The sequence below is a fragment of the Microcoleus sp. EPA2 genome (assembly GCA_020882975.1).
Classification (GTDB): Bacteria; Cyanobacteriota; Cyanobacteriia; order Cyanobacteriales; family Microcoleaceae; genus Microcoleus.
Genome location: JAHRFD010000025.1, coordinates 51,205 through 75,083, shown reverse-complemented (window position 1 = coordinate 75,083; position 23,879 = coordinate 51,205). Strand labels below are relative to the sequence as shown.

Genomic DNA, 23,879 nt, shown 5'->3' with positions numbered 1-23,879 from the left:
ATTCACTTGCCAATTGTTCGGTGTAGCCAATTTCCTGAAGCCATTTTCATAAGTTTTTTTGTCGAGTGTTTGTTGTTGATAGTCAAGCGGGAAATTCGATAGGGGTTGTGGGGGAAAAAGCGGAGTTTTAATTTTAAACTGTCGTATAAATATCCTGATGTGTAGTATTTGGCAACATTTTTCTCAATTTTTTTGTTGATAGCACCAAAGGGGTAGGCGATGTGAGATGCGACTGTTTGATTTGGGTCTAAGTCTTGGGTGCATTTTCTCAATCGGATTTGGTCTTGTGACAGTTCTCTGTTTAAAGCTTGAAGGGAAATTTTGGTTAAATTTTCGTGATTGAGTCCGTGAGATTGAATATCATAAAATCCTTTTTTAAATCCATCTCTCAAGTCTTGACAATTGACTTTTTTGATTAGTGAATTATGAGTTCCTAAAAAACCGGAGTTAATAAATACTACTACTTTAATTTTTTTAGCGTATTTATTTTCTAGTTTTTCTAAGATAGGTAGTAAGTGTGTATAAATGCTTTTGTTTCCATCGTCAAATGAAATGATGACTTTTTTGCGATCGCGATATTCAACAGGTACTATTTTTTGGGGAATTGCTAAAAAATAATCATACAGTTCTTGGGTTGACAAAAACCAATAGTTATTGACTACTAAAGACTCTAAAAAAGGTTCTAATTTTTGCTGGCTGTAGTCGCCGGGAAAGTCCCGGCGCTGGGGAGGTATTTCTTGAGGATTTTGGAAATCAACAATATCGTGAAAGCCGAAAATAGGAATTTCTACTGTAATTAATTCTAAGATTACTTGATAACTAATTAAGCTGAGTAAAAATGCTAGAAAAAAGTGAATCATGGGTTTTTTACGGATGGTAATCTGTTGAACATACTCAGGCAATTTATCAACTAAAAAATTGACCATTGACAATGACGACCTCATGAGGTAATGGTTTAGGTGGTTTGGTAGAGCTGGGTCTGCATTTAGATTGTATAGGATTGCTGCGGTTTTTTCCAAAGATGAGCTAGGTCAATTCCAATACTATAGTAAAGTTTAAGCAGATCGCACCTAGGCCACAACCATAGCCGAAAATTGACTGAATGCGGGAGTTGTATTGTCAAAAAGTCATGACGTGAGATATATTTGCAGCTATTGGGCGATCGTCAGCATACATAGCCTTTCTCAGTTAGGTGGGTACTAGGTAATGAGTAATGGGGGAACCCCCCCTAGCCCCAGGGCTGTTTCATTCTCTTGTAGGGGCTGCCCCAATGCCTAATTACCTATTACCAATTACCTATTACCCATTACCAATTCTCGATCGGACCTCTTCTTTCACTCCAAAGGCTATATATTTTTTACTTGTGATTTTTTTACTAAGGTGATACGATACTTCTGCGAAAGATTGAGTCCATAATAATGATGAAAATTACGGTAATTCTGCCTGTTTATAACGAAGAAAATTGCATAGCACAAACCTTTGACAGAATTTTCGATTTTTCTCAAACAAATCACCCTTATAATTTTATCATTGTCAATGACGGGTCAACAGATGATACACTCACAATCCTCGAAAATAAACTAAAAATATTCCCCACAAATCATATCCAAATAATTTCTTACAACCCTCGTCAAGGAAAAGGCTATGCAGTAAAAAAAGGTAGCGAATCTCTAAAATCTGACTGCATTTGCTTTATGGATGGGGACTTAGCCTACTCCCTGGAGCATCTAGAACCCTTAATAGAAAAATTAGAAAAATTTGATGTGGTAATTGGTTGCAGAAACCTCGACAAAGATAACTTCCGCAATCTCACCTTACTGAGAAAGATATCTGGTCAAATATTTAACTTTATTTCCCGAAAAATCCTCAATCTGCCCTATAGAGATATGCAGGCTGGACTCAAAGGATTTAAAAAAGATGCCGCCCAAAAACTCTTCAATCAACAGACAATAGCTGGATTTTCTTTTGATGCAGAACTACTGTTTTTAGCACACAAAAAAGGATATACAATCGGTGAAATTCCCGCAAGAATTGCCGAACAACATTTATCCAAAACTTCCAAAGTAAATATAGTTAAAGATTCTCTCAAGATGTTCTTTTGTTTGTTAAAAATTCGCTATAATAATCGGGTTGGCAATTATGACTAAATATATTTTATTGAGCTTTGACATAGAAGAATTTGACATTCCTGAAGAATACGGTCAACCCCTCACTGAAGATATCAAATTTGCAGTTTCTAAAACCGGGTTATGCAATGTTATTTCACTTTTGGAAAAATTAGATATCGCAGCCACATTTTTTGTAACTGCTAACTTCGCACTCCACAACCAAGAAATAATCAAGCAACTTTCACAACAACATGAAATTGCTTCCCACGGGTTTTACCACTCCCAATTTTCCGTAGATGATTTACAAAAATCTAAGCAAACCTTAGAATCCATAACTAATACTAAAGTCATCGGCTTCAGGATGGCAAGACTCCAGCCTGTTGACGACGCCGAAATAGAACAAGCAGGCTATGAATACAACTCATCCATGAATCCCACCTACCTCCCCGGTAGATACAACAATCTCTTAAAACCTAGAACTGCATATTATAGGAATAAATTACTCAACTTGCCCATTTCAGTTACTCCCGCGATCCGATTTCCCCTATTTTGGTTGAGTTTTAAGAACTTGCCGCTTTCAGTGATAAAATTAGCAGCCAAGCTCACGTTAGAAACAGACTCCTATCTAAACATCTACTTTCATCCCTGGGAATTCACTGATATTTCCCAGTTTAAACTCCCTAGTTATGTCAAAAAAGATTCCGGTAGTAAAATGATTAAAAAATTAGAAAAATATCTGATTTGGCTGAAAAGTCAAGGTAAATTTATTTCTATTTCTCAATTCCAAAACCACTTCAATAAACTTAATAAATATTAGTAAATTTAGCAAAAGAATATGAAATTTAAACCTCTCTACTACTGGCAAAGTCAAACGGGATTGCGTCAAGCAATAATCATTGCAGTAATTTTTTTTATCTCGGTATTAACTTTTAGTATCATTCGCTATGATAGCTTTTTGGCTACCTACGATCACGGTTTATTTAATCAAGTATTTTGGAATAGCGTACATGGCAAACTATTTCAAAGTTCCCTTTCCTCCGCGGCCTCCAGTGCATCTCTGATCGATCGGGAACTATCCTATCCATCTTACATCCATTTAGGGCAACATTTTGTGATCGATTTTTTGCTGTGGATGCCACTTTATGCCTTGTTTCCCTCTTCCGTTACTCTGATAGTTTTGCAAGTAGCTTTAATTGCCACTGCTGGCATAGTTTTGTATTTTTTGGCGAGACATTATTTGTCTATTCCTCTGTCAATAATGGTTGTAGCTAGCTATTATGGAGCCAATGCGGTAATTGGCCCAACGCTGGGAAATTTTTACGAACACTGCCAAATTCCTTTGTTTTTATTTAGTTTATTATTAGCGTTAGAAAAGCAAAGGTGGTTGGTGTTTTGGATTTTTGCAGCCTTAGCATTAGGAACTCGTGAAGACACCGGCATTACTCTGTTTGGGATTGGAGCCTATTTATTTTTCAGCCGTCGCTATCCACGGACGGGTATAGCTTTGTGTGTCCTCAGTTTTAGCTATGTTTCGTCGATCACTAATGTGGTGATGCCTCTGTTTTCCAATGACAACTCCCGACTTTATTTAGCTCTGTATTTTAAGAAGTTTGTCAACATAGAAAATCCTTCGACGCTACAGTTACTGTGGGCAATAGTCAGCCAACCTCAAATTATAATTCAAGTATTTTTTGCGGATTTAGAAAGTTTAGAAAGGCGGATTAGATTTTTGTTAGGTTTGTGGCTGCCACTGGCTTTTATACCTATTTTTTCCTGGCCAGCTTGGGTGATGTCTAGCTTTCCTTTGCTAGTGCTGCTGTTGCAAGTAGAAAATAAAGCAGCGACTTCTATGAATACTCGTTATACTTTGAGTTTAGTTCCTATTTTGATTTATGCTGCAATATTGTGGTGGTCGGAGCATCCCGAAAAATTTAAACCAAGGTTACACCGCTTTTGGATGGGATGTATCGGATTGTCCCTATTGTTTACTTTGACTTCTAATCCTAATCGAGCTTTGTATTTCCTTTCTCCCTATGGTTTCAATCCTGTGGTTTATCAATCATTGACTGAGCAATTAGCCCATGGTGCTGATTTGAAAACTGTGATGGAGTTAATTCCTCCAGATGCTAGCGTTTCCACGAGTGGTTACATAGTTTCTCACCTATCTGGGCGTCGGAACATCATTCGTTTAGAGGTGATGAAGTTGCGGGATGAAGCCGGAAACGCGGTGGATGTGGATTATGCTCTATTAGATTTGTGGCAGTTGCAGCAGAATAATTTAAAGGTGCCGCTCGATCGAGGTAGAGTTAGGGCGGGAGTGCGTTTTACAGACGAGGCTCTGCGGAACGGAAGCTATGGTATTGCTAAGGTATTAGATGGGGTGGTTTTGGTGCAGAAAGGGATAACTTCAGCACCGGAGGTTTTGTCGGCTTGGCTGAAATTGCGACAAGAAATTGAACCGTTTATGAACAATAAGAGGCAAAATAAGCAGAAAACAGTTGAGTAGTTAGTGTCGATCGCCTGGGAGCGAGTAAATTTGGTAGAGAGGGTCGATCGACCCTCTACGGTAATTCTGCTTTCAGCATCAGACAGTCCAACTAGACTGACGAACATTTGCCAGAAAGCTAGAAGATAAGGTCGAAAAGGTTTGCTATACTCCAAAATATAGAAGCATATTAACCCTTTGAAAAATTTAAGGCCGGAGCTATGACATCCTATGCAACCTCCACAGCAAGAGCCGAGATGAGTGAGATCCGGCGCTTGAAAAATATACTCCCCCCAGAACTACAAAGTTGGGTAACAGTAGAAAAAACCATAGAAATTAATCCCGCCTTGATCCGTAGCGAAGAAATAGGCAAAGATCAGGTAGAAATACAAATAGACCTGATCCGCTGGGAACAGCTAGCAATGGATCAGCGCAACCTCCTATTTTGGCACGAAGTCGCCAGAATCCAAAACGACACCATCCCCAGAGATGGCTGGGAAATGGCGGCCCTCGCTATTGGTTTAGGTGGCGCAGTCGGCGAACTTTGGGTACAAGATGGCTTGCTGTTGGTACTAGCCCTTTCCCTGTGTGGAGTCTCTGGCTGGAGGCTGTACCAGAAAAACAACGGAGAGAAAAGCTTAAAAGAAGCCATAGACGCGGACGAAAAAGCCCTGGCCCTGGCGACTCGCTTCGGCTATACTCTACCCAACGCATACAAAAGTCTGGGTAGTGCCTTAAAAACCCTCATCGAGCAAACTTCCAAAAAGCAGCAGCGCGCTAAATACGAAGCCCGTCTCCAAGCCCTGAAACGCAACGCAGCTAAAGCTAAAGCCAAGGTTAAACCAGTCGGCCGCGAAACCTCCCAGTCAGAAAACGTTTACAATTCCTGACCTCCGGCACACACCAACCCCCTTGACGGGTAGGGTGTGGGCTTGCCAGAAGCAGTTCTTGGCCGGTCTGGTTAGTGGTTAAAATGTAAAGTTTGTGTAAATCTAGGCTGTTATTAACAATAATAATTGGTAAAAATGGATGGCCTAGGACACAATAGGCTAAAGACATCAGCTTGAAATTTGAAACTAGGACTTCATGGTCACCCAAAACCCAGAGGCAGATTTTCGGGTAACTTACTTGGACGAAATTCCTTCCGTTCACATACCTGTGCGCTTAAGCGTACTTGAAGCCGTAAACTTTAAGACAACCTGCCAGCAACTTTTCTCCGAAAACACCGTTCCCAGCAAAATTGTCCTAGACTTCAGTGAGACGACATTCATCGACAGTAGCGGGATTGGTGCCTTAGTCAGCAATCTAAAATTTGCCAAACAGCGGCAGTGTGACTTAGTATTGCGGAGTCTCAAGCCACAGGTGATGGCAGTATTTGCTCTCACCAGCCTAGATCAAGTGCTGACTATCGAGCCGTCGCCAGTTAGCACAGCCCCCGCTGAAAACAACCGTGCAGACAGTCAGTTACCAGTTACGCACCCCTCTGTGCGATCGTTGGTAAAACGGCTGATCGACATCGTTGGGGCCATAGTAGGTTTGATAATTACAGGAATATTGTTTATACCCATAGTCGTCGCCATCAAAATTAACGATCCAGGCCCGATCTTTTTTGGTCAAACCCGCTGTGGCTGGATGGGAAAAAGATTTCAGATTTGGAAGTTTCGCTCGATGTGTACCAACGCCGAAGCCCTTAAATCTCAAATCAAAAACCAAGCCTCCGGCGCTTTTTTCAAAAATGATAATGACCCTCGCATTACCAAAGTCGGGCGGATATTGCGAAAAACCAGCCTTGATGAACTGCCACAATTTTGGAACGTACTCAAAGGCGAAATGAGTCTAGTGGGTACTCGACCCCCTACTCCCGATGAAGTTGACCGCTATGAAGTACCTCAGTGGCAGCGTTTTGATGTCAAACCAGGAATGACTGGAGAATGGCAAGTTAACGGTCGTTCTCAAGTGCGTAATTTTGAAGATGTGATCCGCTTGGATTTAAAGTACCAAGAAAACTGGAGCCTGATGTATGACCTGAAACTAATTGTGAAAACCATAGCTGTTCTGTTCAACAAAAATAGTGGCGCTGTATAGGATGCCTGAACAACCCTCCCCTGACCTTTTAGGTACAGGGGGGGTTGCTAAAATTCAGAGGTTTTATCATAAGTGATGAAAGAAATCAATAAAATTTTAACTAATCACGTCAATAAACAACGGAAGTAAACACTTACCATCTAAAGATAACTTTGGATAGGTTTTGCTAAGTTTTCTAAAGCAGTTGAAAATCAAAACTCCCAAATCAAAACTGAAAATTATTTAAACGCCCTACCCAGGCGGGTTAAAGTATCAAAAGTCTCTCATTTCCAGTAGGAGTAAATGGTGCGAAAGGAATGCTCACCTTGAGGCAAAACGGGCTTCTTCAACTCAAGCTTGACTTAACTAATATGTTGCCAAGACCTTGCCCCCCTTATTCTCCCGCCACCGCTACGCTGAACACTCGCGTCGCAGCCAAGCTGAGTACATTTACTTGTACTGAGTTGGTACCGATCGTAGCTGAAGTTGTGCTGGGGGGCGACCAGGGGGAAAAAAAATGAAAGATCAGCAACCAAAGGCCGAGTTGCATCTTCAAGTGGAAACCGACATGGAGGCTCTGAAACAAGTTTTGGAGTGGTTGGAAAATATTGTCCTGCCCCTGCTACCAGAGGATTTGGGGTGGCAGTGTAGCCTGATTGTGAATGAAGGGTTTACAAATGCTGTTCGCCATGCTCACAAAAACTTGCACTCCACGACACCGATCGACCTTGAAGTCGCAGTGTTTTCCGATTACTTAGAAATCAGGATTTGGGATAGGGGTCAACCCTTTGACCTAGAAGCAAAGCTCGACGCTATTATCCAAGACAAGCGCGATCCCTTGGAAAAAGAAGGAGAAAGGGGACTGCTATTTATGCACAAGCTGACAGAGCAGCTTCGTTATATCCGTACAGACGATCGCCGCAACTGTCTGGTAATGCGAAAAAACATTACCTGATGATGACTCAAAACCACAAAGGGCGACTGCTTTTGAGCCTAGAAAATTCCAGGCAGCGCCCTCTGCTTTATGACGCGGAACTAGACCTAATCCAGGGGAATTAAGTGGGTACTAGCTCGCCACTAGCGGCTGCCGGAAAATTTGCTTCAAACGAAATATTATGCGTATTCTGATTTATTCCTATAACTACTATCCAGAGCCGATCGGCATTGCTCCCCTGATGACAGAACTAGCCCAGGGCCTAGTTCAGCGTGGTCATCAAGTCAGAGTAGTTACAGGAATGCCCAACTATCCCCAGCGCCAGATTTATGAACAATATCGGGGGAAATTCTATGTTACCGAAGAACACAACGGTGTGACAATACAGCGCAGCTACCTGCGGGTTAACGGCCCTCACCCCAGTTTGCTAGACCGACTGCTGTTAGATGGTAGTTTTGTAATCTCTAGTGCTGTTCAAGCATTTAGGGGCGATCGACCAGATGTGATTTTCTCCACAATGCCCCCATTGCCAATTTGCGTCCCAGTGGCTCTTTATGGGTGGATTCGCAGTTGCCCGATCGTCCTCAACGTTCAAGATATCGTCTCAGAAGCAGCCGTGCGCGTCGGTTTGGTAAAAAAGAATGGAATGTTAATTAAGATTGCTGACGCCTTAGAAAAATTTGCCTACAGCACTGCGAGCAAAGTCAGCGTCATCGACAGCGGTTTTGTCAAAAAATTGCACTCTCAAGGAGTACCCCCAGAAAAGATAGTTTGTGTTCCCAATTGGGTTGATGTCAATTTCATCCGTCCCTTACCTAAAGAAAATAACTCCTTTCGCCAAGCTCACAATCTCCAGGGGAAATTTGTCGTTCTCTACGCAGGCAATATTGCCCTGACTCAAGGTTTGCAAACTGTAGTCAAAGCAGCGGCTCGTTTGAAACACATACCAGAAATCGCTTTTGTAATTGTGGGAGAGTCCACCGCACTGTCACGTTTGCAAAGAGATTGTGAAACTTACAAAGCGACGAATGTGACGTTACTGCCCTTTGAACCGCGAGAAAAATTGCCAGAAATGTTAGCGGCCGCTGATGTTAGTTTGGTGGTACAAAAGCGGCGGGTGACTAATTTTAATATGCCCTCAAAAATTCAAGTGCTGTTGGCCAGTGGCAGGGCTATTTTGGCTTCGGTGCCAGAAACTGGAACTGCTCATAAAGCAGTGCAGCAAAGTGGTGGCGGGGTGGTAGTACCACCGGAAGATCCGCAAGCTCTAGCGGGTGGGGTTGAAGATTTGTATCTGAATCCGGCTAAAGTGGATGCGCTGGGTGTGCAAGGCAGAAGTTATGCTGTTGAGAATTATGGATTTGAGGAAGCTTTGAATCAATATGAGGCTTTATTTACGATGGTTACGGCTAGGGATGGTGAGGAAATATTGGAGCCTTTGCCAAAGTGATCTGTAGGTTAGCGATCGCTGATGATTATCTGTTTTTTGGTGAAACCGACTCCGAAGGATTATACTGTATTTAAAGAGCAAGTAATATTTAACTGTTTTTGCTATGCCTGCCAAAGATACCTACCACAATGCAGTTAAAAATGCCTTAATCAAAGATGGTTGGATAATTACGGCTGACCCGTACTTCATCAAATATGAGGATGCTGAGTTATATGCCGATCTAGCGGCAGAAAAGCCGATCGCCGCAGAACGCCAAGGACAAAAGATAGTTGTTGAAATTAAGAGCTTTATTGGGCGATCGCTAATGTATGATTTTCACGTCGCACTCGGTCAATACATTGTCTACCGAAATCTCATTCAACTCACGGCTCCAGAATACACGCTTTATTTGGGAATTGATGATGCCGTATATCAAGATTTTTTTCAACGCAAGTCGATACAATTAATTGCCAAGGAAAATCGGCTGCTATTAATGACAGTTGAAATGAAAAATGAGGAAATCATACAATGGATAAATTAGAATACTATCGCGATACAATTAAAAAAATATTGACTGAATATTATAAAATGGCAGTCCAGGGGGCGATCGCACTAGATGAATTAGATCCAGATGATCGTCTGGCATTTGATGAAGAACGAGATCAATATCTCTGGTTTCGTTCTGGCTGGAATGGCAAAGAACGGCTGCGCTACATGACGATGTATCTTCGGATTAAAGATGGTAAAATTTGGGTGGAAGAAGATATGACTAATTTGTGTGTAGTAGACGATTTACTAGCAGCCGGAATTTCTAAGGGCGATATTGTTTTGGGGTTTCATCATCCTAGCAAGAGACCTTTGACGGAATTTGCTACTGTTTGACGAGAGACAAAAAAAGCAACGATTTTTGATAGAAACCTGGTTTCTTTTGCCTTAGTCCTGTTGAATATATTCAAGGATACAACTAGCCACATACTCAGCCAGCTTCACAGGAACAGCATTACCAATCATTTGTTCTAAATCAGACTTATTACCCTGAAACTTAAACGTTTTGGGAAATGTTTGAATATAACTCCGTTCAATAGTCGTCAAAGGGCGTAACCTCTCATCAATATCGCACAAATCTCCTTCATGCTTCTTATAAGTCTTGGGAATTGGACGATTCACACCTCGAACTGTCGGGCTAGGTTCGTGGATGCTGAAAACTGCCCTTCTCTTATAGCTTCTCGGATGCCGATAAAAATACTCAATTCCTAAATCATCACCTAAATATTCAAAAACATTCATAGGAGTTTTAGACTGATTTTTGGTTAAATAAGAACTAAAAATACCATCTTCTCCATCCAATTGACCAATTAAAAAATAGCGTTTCCTAGCTTGGGGAACCCCACAATAACTGGCATTCAAAACGGAAGAACTTAAGCCATAGCCGCTATTTTTAAAGGTTTTTAAAACTTCTTCTAAAATTTGGCTTTTTTGAATTCTGGCAACATTTTCCATGACAAACCATCTAGGCTTAATGTTAGTAATAATCTTGGCAAAGGCTAAGGATAAATCTGCTCTCCCAAGATTCTCATCTCTTTTACCGGCACTGGAAAAATCTTGGCATGGAGGGCCACCAATAATCAGATCTGGATTGAAATCACTGATAAATGAACAGATATCGGGTTGTGATAGGTCTTTTTCAAATATTGGATGTGGGAAGTTGTCTTTATATACTTGAATAGCTGGATGCCAGCAGTCAAAAGCTGCTACTATATTGAATCCAGCATTTTGAAATCCCAGTGATAGGCCTCCACAGCCTGCAAATAAATCTACTGTTCTCATTTTGCGCAAGTTACTCTTAGAGGCCATGATATGTTAGTCGAATAGTTAATACACCTCATCATGACTACCAATATCTACAAACACAGCCTTGTCATCTTCTGTAAAGTAGAACAATACCCTTTCATCATAATCTACACTAAAACTCCAGAATTCCTTAAGCTTGCCGGATAGCTTATGTGTTTTCAATATCGGATCGTAAGGATATATAGTAAACAGTTCCAATTTTTGCCAAAACTTTTCCTCTAAATCTGTGTTGCCTTGGATGCGCTTTTTGAAGGCCCGTTTGAAAGCCGAACTAAAACTAACTTCCACGATTATTCCTCTATCAGTTGTCTGAGTTCGTTAATATTAGAGGAAAAATTCAGTTCATCTTTTTGGTGTTCTACCTGCGCTAACTTGAAGTTGTTATATATCTGATCCCGGCGTTCTTCACGGATATATTGGTTCAACAACTGTTGAATTTCCTGCTTTTCATCCGTGGAAAGACCTTTGACTACTTCAACTACATCATTAAAAGTCATTGTTTGCAAGACCTCGTTTTAATTATCTATTTTTAAACCAGGTGGATACGGAAAGTTACTGTCCATAAGCTGTTCATATAGCAATCCTTGCAGGAGTCGTAAAGTTTTTACCCCACCCCAACCCGGACCTTACTAAGGGGAGGGGGTAAGAGAGAAATTTCAAAAATGATTTAGGCTTGCTATATTATAGTCTGGTCGGTAGAAACTGAGGATGAGAGGGCGGGTTGATTGAACCTGTCTGTAACCCGATCGGCTACTCGCGAACCCGCCCCTTGGATATTTATGGGTAAGTCCTATATTAACTATTTTGCTCCAAAAATGGCGATCGCCACTCCGAACAACAATATCCCAGCACCAATCAATACCGACAGCCCCGGCACTTCCCCAAATATCAAATAACCCAAACAACTAGCGCCGACAGGTTCAAACAAAATAGCCAGACTTACCAAAGTTGGAGATACCCGTACCACGGCCCAATTCAAAATTGTGTGGCCGACTAATTGAGGCAAGGCTGCGGTTAATAAAATGTAAACATATACAATGTGCGGATATCCTGTATAAGTGGTTTGGAAGACTAGGGGCAGAGGCAAAAGGGCGATCGCCGCTACAGTATAGGCGATCGCAATATAGCCACCGATTCCCAATCCCCGCCGCTGGGCCTCCCTACCACAAAGCAAATACAGGCTGACAGCCCAGGAACCAGCCAGGGCAAGGAAGTTGCCCAACATGATGCTGCTACCATCACCGCCGCCACCTGCACTACCTAGGGCGATCGCGATCGTCCCTCCCAGAGCCACTGCAATGCCCGCTACCGACAATTTGCTGAGTTTTTCGCCAAACCAGAACCGCGACAACAGCGCTACCCAGACTGGATTTGTGGTGACTAGGGCGGTGGAGGCGGCGATGGAAGTATAAGAAAGTGAGGTAATCCACAGGGCAAAGTGCAGGGCGAGGCACAAACCAGCAGCGGCCCCGTAGCGCCGAGCTCCCGGTTGCAGGCGATGCCACTGAATTTTTGACCACGCAGGAAGCAGAATTAAGGCTGATAAACTAAGCCGCGAGGCGGCTAGTACCAAGCTGAAACCAAGGCCGCTACTGTTAGCTGAAGAGTTGGCTAGTCTAATGAAAATTGAGGATGTTGAGACGGCTAAAACGCCGATAATGATGATGGGGGCGATCGACCAATTTGGTATTTGTTTGGGGAGATTCATATCAATTCCGGTTGTACCGAAATGATGGTTTATTTTTGAGTGTTGACTCTATTTTAGAATTTTCATAAAGTAGTGCGAGATAACTACCCCCCCCAACCCCCCCTTACTAAGGGGGGGCTTTGAACGGTGTCTCCCCGACTTTTTTTTAAAGTTCGGGGAGAGATGGGGTTTGAGGACAATTTTTTTGAGGCGCGATCGCCACTTAAATTATTGTCCTTGAGTGCGGCGAATTTCAGTAATTTGGTCGGCAATATCCAAGATTCTTTGGGGCATGGATGGGCCGGTAAAAATCAAATCTAAATGATGGGGCTTATTGTCAATTAATGTCAGCACTTCTGCTTCGGGAATTAAACCCAAATTAATTGCTAAACTTAATTCGTCGAGAATGACTAGGGCATAACGGCCTTCGCGGACAACTTCTTGAACGTATTGCCATAATTGGGCGATCGATCGCGTTTCTAGCTCATCTAAATCAGCCTTTTCAATACAGCGTCGCACATCGCACCGCACCCAATCTAAATTCTGCCCCAGCCGCATCGGATACTGGTGTCCTTGATTAATTCCCCCTTTGAGGAATTGTACCGCCAGCACCGCAGTCCCCTGTCCTGCAATTCTGAGTGCCTGAGCCATCACAGTTGTAAAAAAGCAGCGGTGCGGGCCTGTAAAGACTTGCACCAGCCCTTCAACAGTGTAGGGCAAGCTGTGGGTTAAATTGAGGTTAGGAGTTTTTAGCTGGGCAACCATAGGGCAATAATCTAATCAACAACTAAGTCTTGAGGGTGGCTTCGACCTTGATGAGGCGGAAGCCTTCGTAACAATATATAGTGTACTTGGCCGATCGCGCATCCGATCGCACACTAGATATACCAGTTATCGAAAGCTAGCGACAGTGGCGATCGCAGCCATTTTGCGCCAGATATCTCCACAACAGGTAAACTTTGAATGTCGCGGCGGTAGGAGCAGAGTACAGTGAGATTAGTAATTTTGGGAGGGCCAGGAGCAGGCAAGGGAACTCAGGCACAACAACTGTGCAACAATTTGAGCATTCCTTTACTGGCTGTGGGGGATATTCTGCGGGAGGCGATCGCAGAAGACACAGATTTGGGCAAGTTGGCCGTGTCTTATGTCGAAAGAGGGGAATTAGTTCCCGACGCCACGATGATTCAATTCTTTCGCCAGAGACTGCTGCTGTGGGATGTCTTTAATGGCTGGGTGTTGGAGGGGTATCCGCGCACGGCTTTTCAAGCTGAGGAGTTAGATTTTTTGCTCTCGGATTTGGCACAAGAGCTAGATTGGGCAATTTGGTTGAAGGTGCCGACGGAGGTGTTGTTGAGTCGATCGAGCGAGCGATCGCGATCGGATGATAGTCCAGAAATTTTACAGCGTCGGCTCGATTTATTCGAGGAGCAAACCCTCCCGATTTTAGATTATTACGAACATCGGAACAAACTGTTAATTATCAACGGCGATCGATCTCCCGAACAAGTGCAGCAGGATATTCTTAAAATTGTTAATAGTCATTAGTCATTAGTCAGCAGTCATTAGTCATTAGCCGTTATTTGTTGATTATTACTCACAGCTTGCAGCATTCTCAAGAACAGGCATCTTGCCTGTTCCACAAAAATTAAATTTTCTTGTGGGATGGGCATCCTGCCCGTCCGTGAAAGGCTAGTTGAGAATGGTGCAAGATATCAGTTATTACGAATAACCCTTCGGCTACGCTCAGGGCGACGCAAATAACGAATAACAAATAACGAATAACAAATAACAAATAACGAATAACAAATAAATTATGTCTATAAAACGTGCCGACGGCAGACAGCCAAATCAACTTCGTCCCATTAGTTTCGATCGCGAATTCAACAAATTTGCCAGCGGTTCAGTGCTAGCAAAAAGTGGCGATACTCAGGTACTGTGCAGCGTTACCATCAAGCCGGGAGTGCCGAGGTTTCTGGAGAATACTGGCAAAGGTTGGCTGACTGCGGAGTACCGGATGTTACCGGGGGCTACACCGCAGCGACAAGAGCGGGAATTTATGAAGTTATCAGGGCGCACTCAAGAAATTCAGCGGTTGATCGGGCGGAGTTTGCGATCGTGCTTGGATATGCAACTGTTGGGAGAGCGGACAATTCTGGTGGATGCTGATGTGTTGCAGGCAGATGCGGGGACTCGCACGACTTCTATCAATGGCGCGTTTGTCGCTGTGGCTGATGCTTTGAATAAGTTGGTGCAAAAAGGTGATTTAGTGCGATCGCCCTTAATTCGCCAAGTGGCGGCGGTGTCTGTGGGACTTTTGGAAGGCGAATTGTTTTTAGATTTGAATTATCTTGAAGATGTGGCGGCGGAAATTGATTGTAATGTGGTAATGAATGAAGATTTGAATATCATTGAAATTCAGGGAACTGCGGAAGAGGGAAGTTTTAGTCGGAGTCAGTTGAATCAAATTTTGGATGTGGCAGAAATCGGGATTCAGGAATTGTTGGAGGCTCAGCGGCAGGCTTTGGGTGAGTAGGTAAATCTAATTAAATCTAAAATCTAGTTGACTGTAGCATAGATTATAGATAAACTGGAAAATAACTACCATTGATGATTCAGTAAATTTTAGATTATGACGCAATTTATCGAAGCTGATTTAAAATCTCTAAATCCTGAACAAATAAAACGAACATTTAAAAATATCAATCTGGTCAATGTCGATATTTTTTTACCTGATACGGAAAAAATGATAGATCAGATTTACAGTTTTCTGAAAAATCATACTCAGTCAGCAAAAAGCCTTAAAAAGATTGATGATGGAGACATTATAGATTGTTGGCAGGACTACATGACCTCTCTTTTAAATAAGACAAAGGTGAAAGACGATAGTTTAAATAGGCAAAAAAAGCTGATTCTATCAGAAATTTATAAGATTCATGCAGTCACTGAAGTCAGCGATCAATTAGCAGCCATCGCACGTAATATTTTACTGTTTGTGTTCCAATCATTAGGAGAGAAAGAAAAACAGCAATTAATTAAAAAGATTCAGGAAGAAACTTCTGTTAAATATCATTTTAAGCTAACGGATGATATCTTAAATAAAGCCTTGATAGAAGCCATTTTAAATGGTTTTACTCCGGCTGCTTTAGGCGCTTCACTGCCGATAATAACTGGTCTACTATTTAATTATTTATCACACGGTTTCCTATTCACTGTTGTATTACCCGCAGTTTTAGGTGTTTTAGGTATAAACTTGGCTGGATTTACAGGGATTTTAGCAGCTATATCAGGGCCTATTGGATGGGGAATTGCTGGAGGTGTTGGTTTGGTAGCGACATCATTAGCAAGTTATAATTTTGTCAAACAGAGAGATGAAATATTATTGATGATGACAATACTTGCTATTTATACTTGTATATATCAAAATCGATCATCCATGTTAACAGGAAAATAATAATATGTATGAGCAGCTTTTAAAACAATTTCCTCAATTTCAAGATTTAAGAGAGGTATCGATTAATTTGATAAGTGGCATCGCTAGCAATCCTAGCAATCAGCAAATTATCGCCCATTTAGAGCCAATATTACCTTTCATTGATATTGCACCCTATGCCGAAATTTTATTATCTTCTACAGGAACTGTAATTGTCAACTCTATTGATATCAAAAAGATTTTAAATATTGTCAACCAAATTCATAATTTATCTTGGATTAATATTGCAGGATCTGGGGTGAATTTAGGAGTAAATTTATTAGGTTATTACCTGCTCAATTCCAAGCTTAAAAAACTTGACAATCAGTTGTATATTGTTCAAAATAAAATAGAAAATTTAATCAAGAATGAACAGCGAAAACTTTTATCCATAAGTCAACTTTTAATCAAAAATTCATTGACCTTAACGCTACTTTTAGAAGACCATGGGCTTAATGAAACTGCTGCTTTAAGTATAGAACTCTTATTAGACAAACAGGAAAATAATTTACGAGAATTAGTTTGTCTTCATAAGAACCGATCTCAAATTAGTTTATCGTTAGATCAGATTCATATTATCTACTCAGCCTATGTAAATTTATTAAAAGCCTATCTTACAGCTATTTACTTAAAACAGCAAAATTTAAGGAGACAGGAAGCTAGAATTAAAGAGGCTGAAGAACTCAGTAATATTTTATCATCTCAATCGATTCTCTATTTTATTTATGAAGAATGTTTATTTAATTCTCTAAAAATCTTAACTGAGGCAGAGATCGAACAGATTATTAAGTTGTATAAATTGTACTGCCACAGTTGTATTGACAATCTCAAAAATCATTATAATTTTTTAATTAAAATCAATATAAAAGAGTATCAAATTTTCCAGCAAAGAACCAATAATGCTTATCAACCTATAATTTGGATTAAGCATTAAGTTGAGTGGCAAAAATCAAGGACAAAAAATCTAAATGTAGTGTTGATGATACTGATACTTAAGATCGATCAACCTTTCATTCCCCAGACTCAATCCGACTCCTCACCCACTGCCTAAACCCTCGAATCATCGACGTTTCTCCCACCTCTTTTTGCCTTTCCACAAATCCCATAATCTCAGAAGGTGACAAAAAAGGAAAGTGAGGAGAAACATCCCGCTCTACATATTCCTGACCTTCTAACTGATAGAATATTAAACGGGAACCGTCATAACGCCAAAGTTCTGGCACGCCCAAACTTGCATACAGTTCCATGCGGTTAATCGAACTGCTAGTCATGTCAATTTCGATTACTAAATCGGGCGGCGGATCTTGATTTAAATTGATTTGGTTGAGGCTGCGGACATTTTCCTCATTGTCAATGTAGTAGCACTGATCTGGTTCTAATCCGCGTTCTAAATCCTCGCGCCTGCAAGTCAGAGAACCCAGGCTGCGAATTTCTACATTCAATTCTTCGGTGACAGTTTCTACAAAACGTCCTAAGATTTGTTTGTTCCCCTCATGTGGATCTGATGGAGTCATAATTTCTAAGGTTCCGCGATCGTAAGTCAAACGAATCCCCCGCTGTTCTGCTAGCTCATTTACCAGGGATTCGTAAGTTTGCCAACTAATATTTTTCAGCAAAACTCCAGAAGTTTGACTTTGAATGAAGGTGGCTGTCATGGCTACCTGCTTGCTTTTTAGCTTATTTATTACATCTTAGCAAAACTTGGTTTAATCTGAGATGTTGCAGCAATATCAATAAGGGCTTTTTTTGTGGGTGGGGGCGGGTTTATTTAACCTGTTTGCAGCCTTTAAGACTGTGGGTGAACCGCCAGCCTGTTCTTGAGTATCTTTTTAGGAGGTACATTTAGACGATAGCGTCTAGCCCTTTTTGACCTCGAACTCCCAGGCTAAGCCCACCCTCACCGCACTTGGTTGGCCAAAGTTAGCTAAATGTGTAAGCCGATTGCATGGCCCACCAGATTAGAAAGCCGATGCCGCCAGCAATGACGATCGCTGAAAGGGCGATCGCGATGGGGCTGTCAGCTCCCTTGAACTTCATGATTCCGCGATTTAAGTCTGACATAGCAGTGTTCTCCCAAATTCCAGCTTGATTTTAGCCTTGCTATTGACGGCTGGCTCCCAAAACCGCGCAATTACTGATTTAGTTAATATTCTGGCTGCTGAAATTTGAGGCGGCTAGGGGGCCTGGGGCCTCCATACTGGCTTTGTCAAAAAAAACTTATGAAAAATACTTGACAAACTCAGGGAGTTAAGGCACTATGTTTAATACCGCAGGAAATGCGGTTCCGCAAAAAATGCGGGTGTAGCTCAGTGGTAGAGCGTCACCTTGCCAAGGTGAATGTCGCGCGTTCGAATCGCGTCACCCGCTTTTAAAGTTTAAATAGAAAATCCCGATGTTGCCAAAAACTTTGGTGAAAAGCTCATTCGTTGTAAAGGGGCTTTTGTTGGAGAGCAAAAATCACTAAGGCGATCGACCAAAAATTTGGCACAACTGAGGGAAGTTTGGGAAAAAGAGAAATATTTGTTCAAAATATCTAAGTAAGTGGTAAAATTCAGTTGGGAACTTGTAACTGAAAATTGCCGATCGAACTAGGCCCAACAACAAAGAGTTGAAATCCTCGATCGACCAAAATTCAAAAGTTTGATGGAATTAATATCTTAACGATTGTTTTTGCACAAACTCTCTTGTTATCCGATAGCTCGTGTCATCTCAAAAAGCTCCAAAAATTGACTTAAATGGTGATTATCCCTGCCCTTGTCGGCGCCGGGGTCGTCTAGTGCCAATAATACTGACAGAGGCTTTTGGTTGCAACCGCTGTCAGCAAATATTTGTATTGGATGAAAGTGGCTACGTCATCGAGCAATTATCAACAAACTATCCTTACAAACAAACTTGGCGGTGGACAGGTCAACAATGGAACAGAGCTCATCGGGGTTTCAGAGAGCATTACTTGCCCTTAGCCCTGGGCATGATTTTGGTACTTCTAATGATTTGGTTGCCACTGGCGTTGTATTCCCCAGGGAGGAATATAATTCTGTGGGCAGTGGTTGCTGTGCTACTAGCAATGGTGCCGGCGCTGATGGTTTGGCTGGCTTACAGGCGTTAGCTAAATGATAATTGACGATTCTAAACCTTTATCCGATTCGGCAAATGTGGCCCGTTGTGCTTACCAAGCTTCTTTGGAGTTGGCGGGGACAAAAAGTACAGATCGCGCCGCTGCATTGCAGGCGATGGCACAGGCGCTGAAACTCCGCCAAAATGAAATTTTAGAAGCCAATACTCTGGATCTAGAAGCGAGTCGGGATATGGCAATTCCCGAATTGATTGTGGAGTGGCTGAAGTTGACACCCGAAAGAATTAAGACAACAGTCCAAATTCTTCAGCGACTGGGAGAAATGCCAGATCCCATCGGCAGAGTGATCAATGCTTCTTATCAGGTCGATCGATGTCAAGTATATTGTCAATCTCTGCCACTAGGGGCGATCGCGCTAATTTACGAGGCGTTTCCAGAGTTGGGGGCGATCGCGGCCGGTTTGTGTCTCAAAAGTGCTAACAGCTTGATTCTCAAAGGCGGTAGCGAAACCGGGCACACTAATGCAGTCATCGGGGAAGCTTTGCAGTCGGCAATAGATGAAGTCGGTTTGCCATCAGGATGTTTGCAGGTATTGCCGCCCGATGGAGGTGTCTCGATCCGGGACTTAGTGACTCAAGACCAATATCTAAACTTAATTATTCCCTACGGTAGACCGAGTTTGGTGCAACAAGTGGTAAGGCAGTGTACAGCACCTGTGTTGCGATCGGCAATGGGCAATTGTTACCTTTATTGGTCGCCTACAGGTAGTTTGGAGATGGCAAGGTGGATGATTTTGGACAGCCATCAAAGTGTCCCAGATCCGGTAAATGCGATCGAGAAAGTTTTGATCGATCGCCACCAAAAGCCTTCTTCCTTAGTCAGACTGTGGAACAGTTTAAAAGAAAAAGGCTTTCAGATTAGGGGAGACGCCGAACTCCTTGGAGATTTCCCCGACTTAAAGTTAGCCGAAATATCGGAGTGGAATCAACCCTATTTGAACAAAACCATAGCATTTAAAGTTGTCGATAGTTTAGAAAGTGCGATCGGGTGGATCAACCGATACAGCAGCGGCCACGCCGACTGTATCGCCACCGAATCTTATCTAGAAAGTCGCCAATTTGCCCTGGATGTCAACAGTGCATCTACTTTTATTAATGCCTCGCCCCGGTTTTGGCGCTATCAAAATCGCGGAGATGCGATATTTTTGGGAATGTCAAATCAGAAAGGTTATCGTCGCGGATTAATCGGTTTGGATACGTTGACTACAATTAAAGAAATAGTTCAGGGTAACGGACAATTTTAATCTATTAGTTATTGGTTATGGGTTATTATAGCAATCCTAAATCATTTGTGAATTTCTTGCTCCCTCCCCTTAGTAAGGGGAGGGTTGGGGTGGGGTAAAAAACTTGCGACTCATTTAGGATTGCTATAGTTATTAGTTATATCGTTTCCGGCTGCATCGGAATGATTTAACCTTACTAGAACGCAGAGAACACAGAGGGAGATAAGAGAGATGAATAATTCCGATGTTACCGGATTTGATATTATTGGTTATTGCTTATTGGTTATTGGTTATTGGTTCAAGTTCGGATAACTGGTATCTTGAATTATTTTTAATAAACTGTTTAGCAACATGCTTTCAGACCCATTCCATAAAAACATTTATTGTTTGTGGAAGAGACCGGAAAGCCTGTTGGTGAAAATGCTGTAATATTTCAGATATAATTAAATTGAGAAAATTATTGAGCTTTCTCCAAAAAAACTCCTAGCGATCGCATGAAATCCGAAAAAATACTGAATACTCTAGACAATACTGCAAAGCCGACTTTAGGCAAAGAAACCCTAATTCACCACTCAGTATACGTTAAAAAATTGCGTCCTCTTCTGCCATCAGAAGCCTTTGAACCCGATCGCCACAAATTAGTAATACTCTTAGTCAACCTAGGAATTGTAGTGCTAGGATGGGGAATTGCTAGTCATCTAGACCAATGGCCAGTCTATCTTTTATGGCTCTATCTACCTTTAGCCATAATCATGGGCAATAGTATCATAGTTTTGCTATTTAGCTCCCACGACCTCATGCACGGTAGCGTTCAAAAAAAGTCTTGGCTGACTTATCCCATCGCCTTTTTGGGATTAAGTATGCTATTCATGCCACCTACCCAGTGGAAAAATCTGCATAACCTCGTACACCACAACAACACAAATTCCCTAGCAGATCCCGATCGCAACTACCTATACCAGCAGCCAGATACCTGGGGAAAATGGATTCAAAATCTGTTTGTACCCTCAGTAGAAGTCAATCCGCTGTGGTTGATTATCGGGATGGCGGGCTCATGGTTTGTACATAATTTCCGCAATGTCTCCTCGGTATTGTTATTCAATGATAAATCTGTAGATTACGTACCCGCGGCCTTTACAGTTAGCCCTAAAGATAGATTGACAATTGCCCTTGAGTGCTTGGGAATCTTAGGAATTCATTTGAGCATCTTATTCTACCTAGAATTTAATCCCCTCAAAATTGCTCTAGCCTACATTTTGCCCATCGCACTTGGTCATGCCGGCGCAATGTTTTACATCTACACTAATCATATGGGTTGTCGGATGACCAGCATCAATGACCCGCTGATTAATAGTGCTTCACTCCGAGTTCCTAAAATATTCGATGTACTGCACTTTAATTTTTCTTACCACACAGAACATCACATTTTTCCCAGCATCAACTCCAACTATTACCCGATGGTGCAAGAGTTGTTACAAATTCATTATCCCGGCCGCATGAATTTAATAGATGCTGGGGAAGCATGGGGGTTGCTGATGGAAACCCCGCGACATTACAAAGATGAACTGACTTTTACTGATTCTTCAGGTGAAATGTCTGTAGATTGTGGTAAGTCTCAAGCAGATCAAGTTTAAAGAAATTAGGAAGGCTTAAGGGAGGAGACGGCAGTGCCCAAAGCGTGTCAACTTAAGCCTGAAACCCTTGAGAAATCTCGTTTATATCCGAGTCCAGATCCCCCTAAATCCCCACCCCCCCCTAGCCCCCCCCAAGGGGGGAAGGGGGACTTTGAGAAGACTCCTGTCCCCCCCTTCTTAAGGGGGGCTAGGGGGGATCGGGGCCTAATCGTCAAACAACAGTCTCTGACAGGGTTTGACCTTAAGTTGACACTAATGGGCAGTGCCGTGTCCCTACAACATTATTTTGGAGTAGGGAAACGGCATTGCCGTGTCCTCCGTTGCCCTAATCAATCGATAATTAGGCACGAACCATTAAATATTGACCATTACCATTGTATTCGCCGTTGCAACTTGCGAAATTAGCCACAAACCACATCAAATAAAACCGCCATATTCGGCGAAATTTGGCATAGTCAATGCCATAGTCTAAATCTTTGACTGTCGGCTGAGAATCGTCAAAGTTTTTCAGCCAATTAGCAAAGGTGGTGGAGTAATTGAAGCCATTCAAATACCATCTTTTAATGGTTTTGAGGTCGTTGTTGTAGCTGGGAACTGCATCGTATTTCCAGTAACGGCCGTGGGGGAAAATGTATTTGTGGGTGAAAACGCTGGATATATTGTTGGGGGTACGGACTGTGATGATGTGAATGAAAACTCGGCCGTTATCTTTCAGGAAAGAGGCGAGCTTTTGGAAAGCTTTCGTTAAATTACCGACATGACAAAAAACGCCGATCGACAAAATCTTATCAAACTTGGTCTCAAATTGGGCATCGTTCAAATCTCCTTCGTAGAGAGTGAATCGACCTGAGCTGAGGTAGCTTTCGGGATCTTGCATCTTCCGGCGCATATATTCGCATTGGTGGTGACTCAAGTTAATTCCCGTAAACTTGACATTGGGGAATTTGGAGAGGATGTAATTGGGAACGCAGCCCCAACCGCAGCCAAAGTCTAAAATATTGTCGCCATCTCTGATGTCGAGTTTTTCAATCACATCATCAATCATTTGGATCTGGGATTGTTCGAGGTTGGTGGCTCCTTTTTCCCATAATCCCATGCTGTATTTGGGATAGATGAGTTTTCCCTCGCCTAACATTGGATTCAGCATGGCTTGAGGCAAATCGTACTGAATTTTCATTAAATCCCGCGGCCCTTCAGCAGTCCGATCTGTTTCTGTTAGTACCCATTCGTAGGGTGCAAGCAGGGACGGAAAATGCTTAAAAAAGACTGGCATACAGGTATCAAAAAGCGATCGCAAGACAGAATCGGGTACTTCTAATCCGTTGATATAAGCTTCTGCTACTGCCATTTGTACGGCATTAACAGCACTGACTGCGACGCGGGTTGCTCGGTAGGCAAGGGGACTTTTGGTATGTACATTTCCCAGGATGGGGAGATGCTTTTCGATGTTTTGTAAGACTGTTGATGAGCTCATGTTTATACTGTTTTTAAAGATGGTGCTATTCTATCTCAAGAAAATCAACAGGTTTTTAGAGACACAAAAAGTTAAAGATCTTACTAAGTAAGGTTTACACTGCCAGAGCTTGCAAAAATCTCAAAATCCACCACGCAGTAATCGGATTAGAGAACGAATTTATGAGGCTTTCAGGCAGAATTAAACTATTAAGAATAATGTAGTTTTTTGGGAGGGATGGATAAAAATGGGTCTCAGAGGATTGCTGGATGGGGGGGTTCTCGCGTCGTTGTGGCGATCGCTCATGCTTATAATCTAACAACATCAAGGGTTTCAGCTTTCTGACTGCAAAAATTTAGTATCATTAGCTACATTTTGTCCCAAACATCCGAGAGAGCATTCCCCACACC

25 protein-coding genes and 1 tRNA gene are annotated in these 23,879 nt (G+C 42.1%); 17 read left to right on the top strand and 9 right to left on the bottom strand.

The annotated features are described in order from the left end of the window. Positions 1–2 precede the first annotated feature (2 nt). Complete coding sequence (locus AAFP14_RS20095; RefSeq protein WP_341733977.1) at positions 3–926, bottom strand: polysaccharide deacetylase family protein; 924 nt, start codon at positions 924–926, stop codon at positions 3–5. A gap of 492 nt (positions 927–1,418) precedes the next feature. Between AAFP14_RS20095 and AAFP14_RS20090 the strand changes: the two genes are divergently transcribed. The 9 genes from AAFP14_RS20090 to AAFP14_RS20050 all read left to right on the top strand — a co-directional run bounded on the left by AAFP14_RS20090 (position 1,419) and on the right by AAFP14_RS20050 (position 9,902). Further along, the gene (locus AAFP14_RS20090) at positions 1,419–2,147 is read left to right on the top strand and encodes a glycosyltransferase (RefSeq protein ID WP_341733976.1); all 729 of its coding nucleotides are present in this window, start codon (positions 1,419–1,421) and stop codon (positions 2,145–2,147) included. Continuing rightward, a complete protein-coding gene (locus tag AAFP14_RS20085; RefSeq protein WP_341733975.1) occupies positions 2,140–2,925 on the top strand; it encodes a polysaccharide deacetylase family protein in 786 nt (261 codons plus the stop codon). The genes AAFP14_RS20090 and AAFP14_RS20085 overlap by 8 nt, the downstream gene beginning before the upstream one ends. 18 nt (positions 2,926–2,943) lie before the next feature. Then, positions 2,944–4,614 (top strand): DUF2079 domain-containing protein, encoded by a 1,671-nt coding sequence (locus AAFP14_RS20080; RefSeq protein ID WP_341733974.1) that lies wholly within the window; start codon positions 2,944–2,946, stop codon positions 4,612–4,614. A 200-nt stretch (positions 4,615–4,814) separates the two neighbouring features. Next, complete coding sequence (locus tag AAFP14_RS20075; RefSeq protein WP_340519320.1) at positions 4,815–5,483, top strand: DUF3318 domain-containing protein; 669 nt, start codon at positions 4,815–4,817, stop codon at positions 5,481–5,483. Between the two features lie 196 nt (positions 5,484–5,679). Next, positions 5,680–6,678, top strand: coding sequence for a sugar transferase (locus AAFP14_RS20070; RefSeq protein WP_341733973.1), 999 nt, complete (start codon positions 5,680–5,682; stop codon positions 6,676–6,678). 496 nt (positions 6,679–7,174) lie between these two features. Beyond that, positions 7,175–7,612 carry an ATP-binding protein gene (locus AAFP14_RS20065; RefSeq protein ID WP_341733972.1) on the top strand — a complete coding sequence of 146 codons (438 nt, stop codon included), beginning with the start codon at positions 7,175–7,177 and terminating at the stop codon, positions 7,610–7,612. 160 nt (positions 7,613–7,772) lie between these two features. Further along, positions 7,773–9,041, top strand: coding sequence for a WcaI family glycosyltransferase (locus AAFP14_RS20060; protein WP_341733971.1), 1,269 nt, complete (start codon positions 7,773–7,775; stop codon positions 9,039–9,041). 103 nt (positions 9,042–9,144) lie between these two features. Further along, positions 9,145–9,561, top strand: coding sequence for a XisH family protein (locus AAFP14_RS20055; protein WP_341733970.1), 417 nt, complete (start codon positions 9,145–9,147; stop codon positions 9,559–9,561). Continuing rightward, a complete protein-coding gene (locus AAFP14_RS20050) occupies positions 9,549–9,902 on the top strand; it encodes a XisI protein (protein WP_341733969.1) in 354 nt (117 codons plus the stop codon). The genes AAFP14_RS20055 and AAFP14_RS20050 overlap by 13 nt, the downstream gene beginning before the upstream one ends. Positions 9,903–9,953: 51 nt before the next feature. Here the strand turns inward: AAFP14_RS20050 and AAFP14_RS20045 are convergent, their stop codons facing one another. The 5 genes from AAFP14_RS20045 to AAFP14_RS20025 all read right to left on the bottom strand — a co-directional run bounded on the left by AAFP14_RS20045 (position 9,954) and on the right by AAFP14_RS20025 (position 13,323). After that, the gene (locus AAFP14_RS20045; protein WP_341733968.1) at positions 9,954–10,847 is read right to left on the bottom strand and encodes a DNA cytosine methyltransferase; all 894 of its coding nucleotides are present in this window, start codon (positions 10,845–10,847) and stop codon (positions 9,954–9,956) included. A 45-nt stretch (positions 10,848–10,892) separates the two neighbouring features. Next, positions 10,893–11,159 carry a type II toxin-antitoxin system RelE/ParE family toxin gene (locus AAFP14_RS20040; RefSeq protein ID WP_340519328.1) on the bottom strand — a complete coding sequence of 89 codons (267 nt, stop codon included), beginning with the start codon at positions 11,157–11,159 and terminating at the stop codon, positions 10,893–10,895. Between the two features lie 2 nt (positions 11,160–11,161). Continuing rightward, positions 11,162–11,368, bottom strand: coding sequence for a hypothetical protein (locus AAFP14_RS20035; protein ID WP_341733967.1), 207 nt, complete (start codon positions 11,366–11,368; stop codon positions 11,162–11,164). Between the two features lie 302 nt (positions 11,369–11,670). Beyond that, a complete protein-coding gene (locus AAFP14_RS20030; protein WP_341733966.1) occupies positions 11,671–12,579 on the bottom strand; it encodes a DMT family transporter in 909 nt (302 codons plus the stop codon). Between the two features lie 207 nt (positions 12,580–12,786). Next, positions 12,787–13,323, bottom strand: a complete 537-nt coding sequence (locus AAFP14_RS20025; protein WP_341733965.1) for a P-loop NTPase family protein — start codon at positions 13,321–13,323, stop codon at positions 12,787–12,789. Between the two features lie 225 nt (positions 13,324–13,548). On the opposite strand from AAFP14_RS20025, the gene AAFP14_RS20020 reads away from it, so the two are divergent. From AAFP14_RS20020 to AAFP14_RS20005, 4 genes are all read left to right on the top strand, one after another. Then, positions 13,549–14,103, top strand: coding sequence for an adenylate kinase family protein (locus AAFP14_RS20020; protein ID WP_341733964.1), 555 nt, complete (start codon positions 13,549–13,551; stop codon positions 14,101–14,103). 268 nt (positions 14,104–14,371) lie between these two features. Next, on the top strand, positions 14,372–15,091 hold the full coding sequence (rph, locus tag AAFP14_RS20015) for a ribonuclease PH (protein WP_341733963.1): 720 nt from the start codon (positions 14,372–14,374) through the stop codon (positions 15,089–15,091). A gap of 96 nt (positions 15,092–15,187) precedes the next feature. Next, on the top strand, positions 15,188–16,009 hold the full coding sequence (locus AAFP14_RS20010; protein WP_341733962.1) for a hypothetical protein: 822 nt from the start codon (positions 15,188–15,190) through the stop codon (positions 16,007–16,009). A 4-nt stretch (positions 16,010–16,013) separates the two neighbouring features. Beyond that, on the top strand, positions 16,014–16,961 hold the full coding sequence (locus tag AAFP14_RS20005; RefSeq protein ID WP_341733961.1) for a hypothetical protein: 948 nt from the start codon (positions 16,014–16,016) through the stop codon (positions 16,959–16,961). Between the two features lie 76 nt (positions 16,962–17,037). Here the strand turns inward: AAFP14_RS20005 and AAFP14_RS20000 are convergent, their stop codons facing one another. Both AAFP14_RS20000 and AAFP14_RS19995 read right to left on the bottom strand, forming a co-directional pair. Further along, on the bottom strand, positions 17,038–17,682 hold the full coding sequence (locus AAFP14_RS20000; RefSeq protein ID WP_341733960.1) for a Uma2 family endonuclease: 645 nt from the start codon (positions 17,680–17,682) through the stop codon (positions 17,038–17,040). Between the two features lie 265 nt (positions 17,683–17,947). After that, positions 17,948–18,088, bottom strand: a complete 141-nt coding sequence (locus tag AAFP14_RS19995) for a hypothetical protein (RefSeq protein ID WP_340519337.1) — start codon at positions 18,086–18,088, stop codon at positions 17,948–17,950. Between the two features lie 234 nt (positions 18,089–18,322). On the opposite strand from AAFP14_RS19995, the gene AAFP14_RS19990 reads away from it, so the two are divergent. The 4 genes from AAFP14_RS19990 to AAFP14_RS19975 all read left to right on the top strand — a co-directional run bounded on the left by AAFP14_RS19990 (position 18,323) and on the right by AAFP14_RS19975 (position 22,016). Next, a tRNA-Gly gene (locus AAFP14_RS19990) sits at positions 18,323–18,394 on the top strand. Between the two features lie 334 nt (positions 18,395–18,728). After that, entirely contained in the window at positions 18,729–19,133 is a 405-nt protein-coding gene (locus tag AAFP14_RS19985) for a hypothetical protein (protein ID WP_341733959.1), read from the top strand. A gap of 4 nt (positions 19,134–19,137) precedes the next feature. Further along, a complete protein-coding gene (locus AAFP14_RS19980; RefSeq protein WP_341733958.1) occupies positions 19,138–20,403 on the top strand; it encodes a glutamate-5-semialdehyde dehydrogenase in 1,266 nt (421 codons plus the stop codon). 473 nt (positions 20,404–20,876) lie between these two features. Next, positions 20,877–22,016 carry a fatty acid desaturase family protein gene (locus AAFP14_RS19975; RefSeq protein WP_341733957.1) on the top strand — a complete coding sequence of 380 codons (1,140 nt, stop codon included), beginning with the start codon at positions 20,877–20,879 and terminating at the stop codon, positions 22,014–22,016. 340 nt (positions 22,017–22,356) lie between these two features. On the opposite strand, the gene AAFP14_RS19970 is transcribed toward AAFP14_RS19975, so the two are convergent. Beyond that, a complete protein-coding gene (locus tag AAFP14_RS19970) occupies positions 22,357–23,490 on the bottom strand; it encodes an SAM-dependent methyltransferase (protein ID WP_341733956.1) in 1,134 nt (377 codons plus the stop codon). Positions 23,491–23,879: the final 389 nt, after the last annotated feature.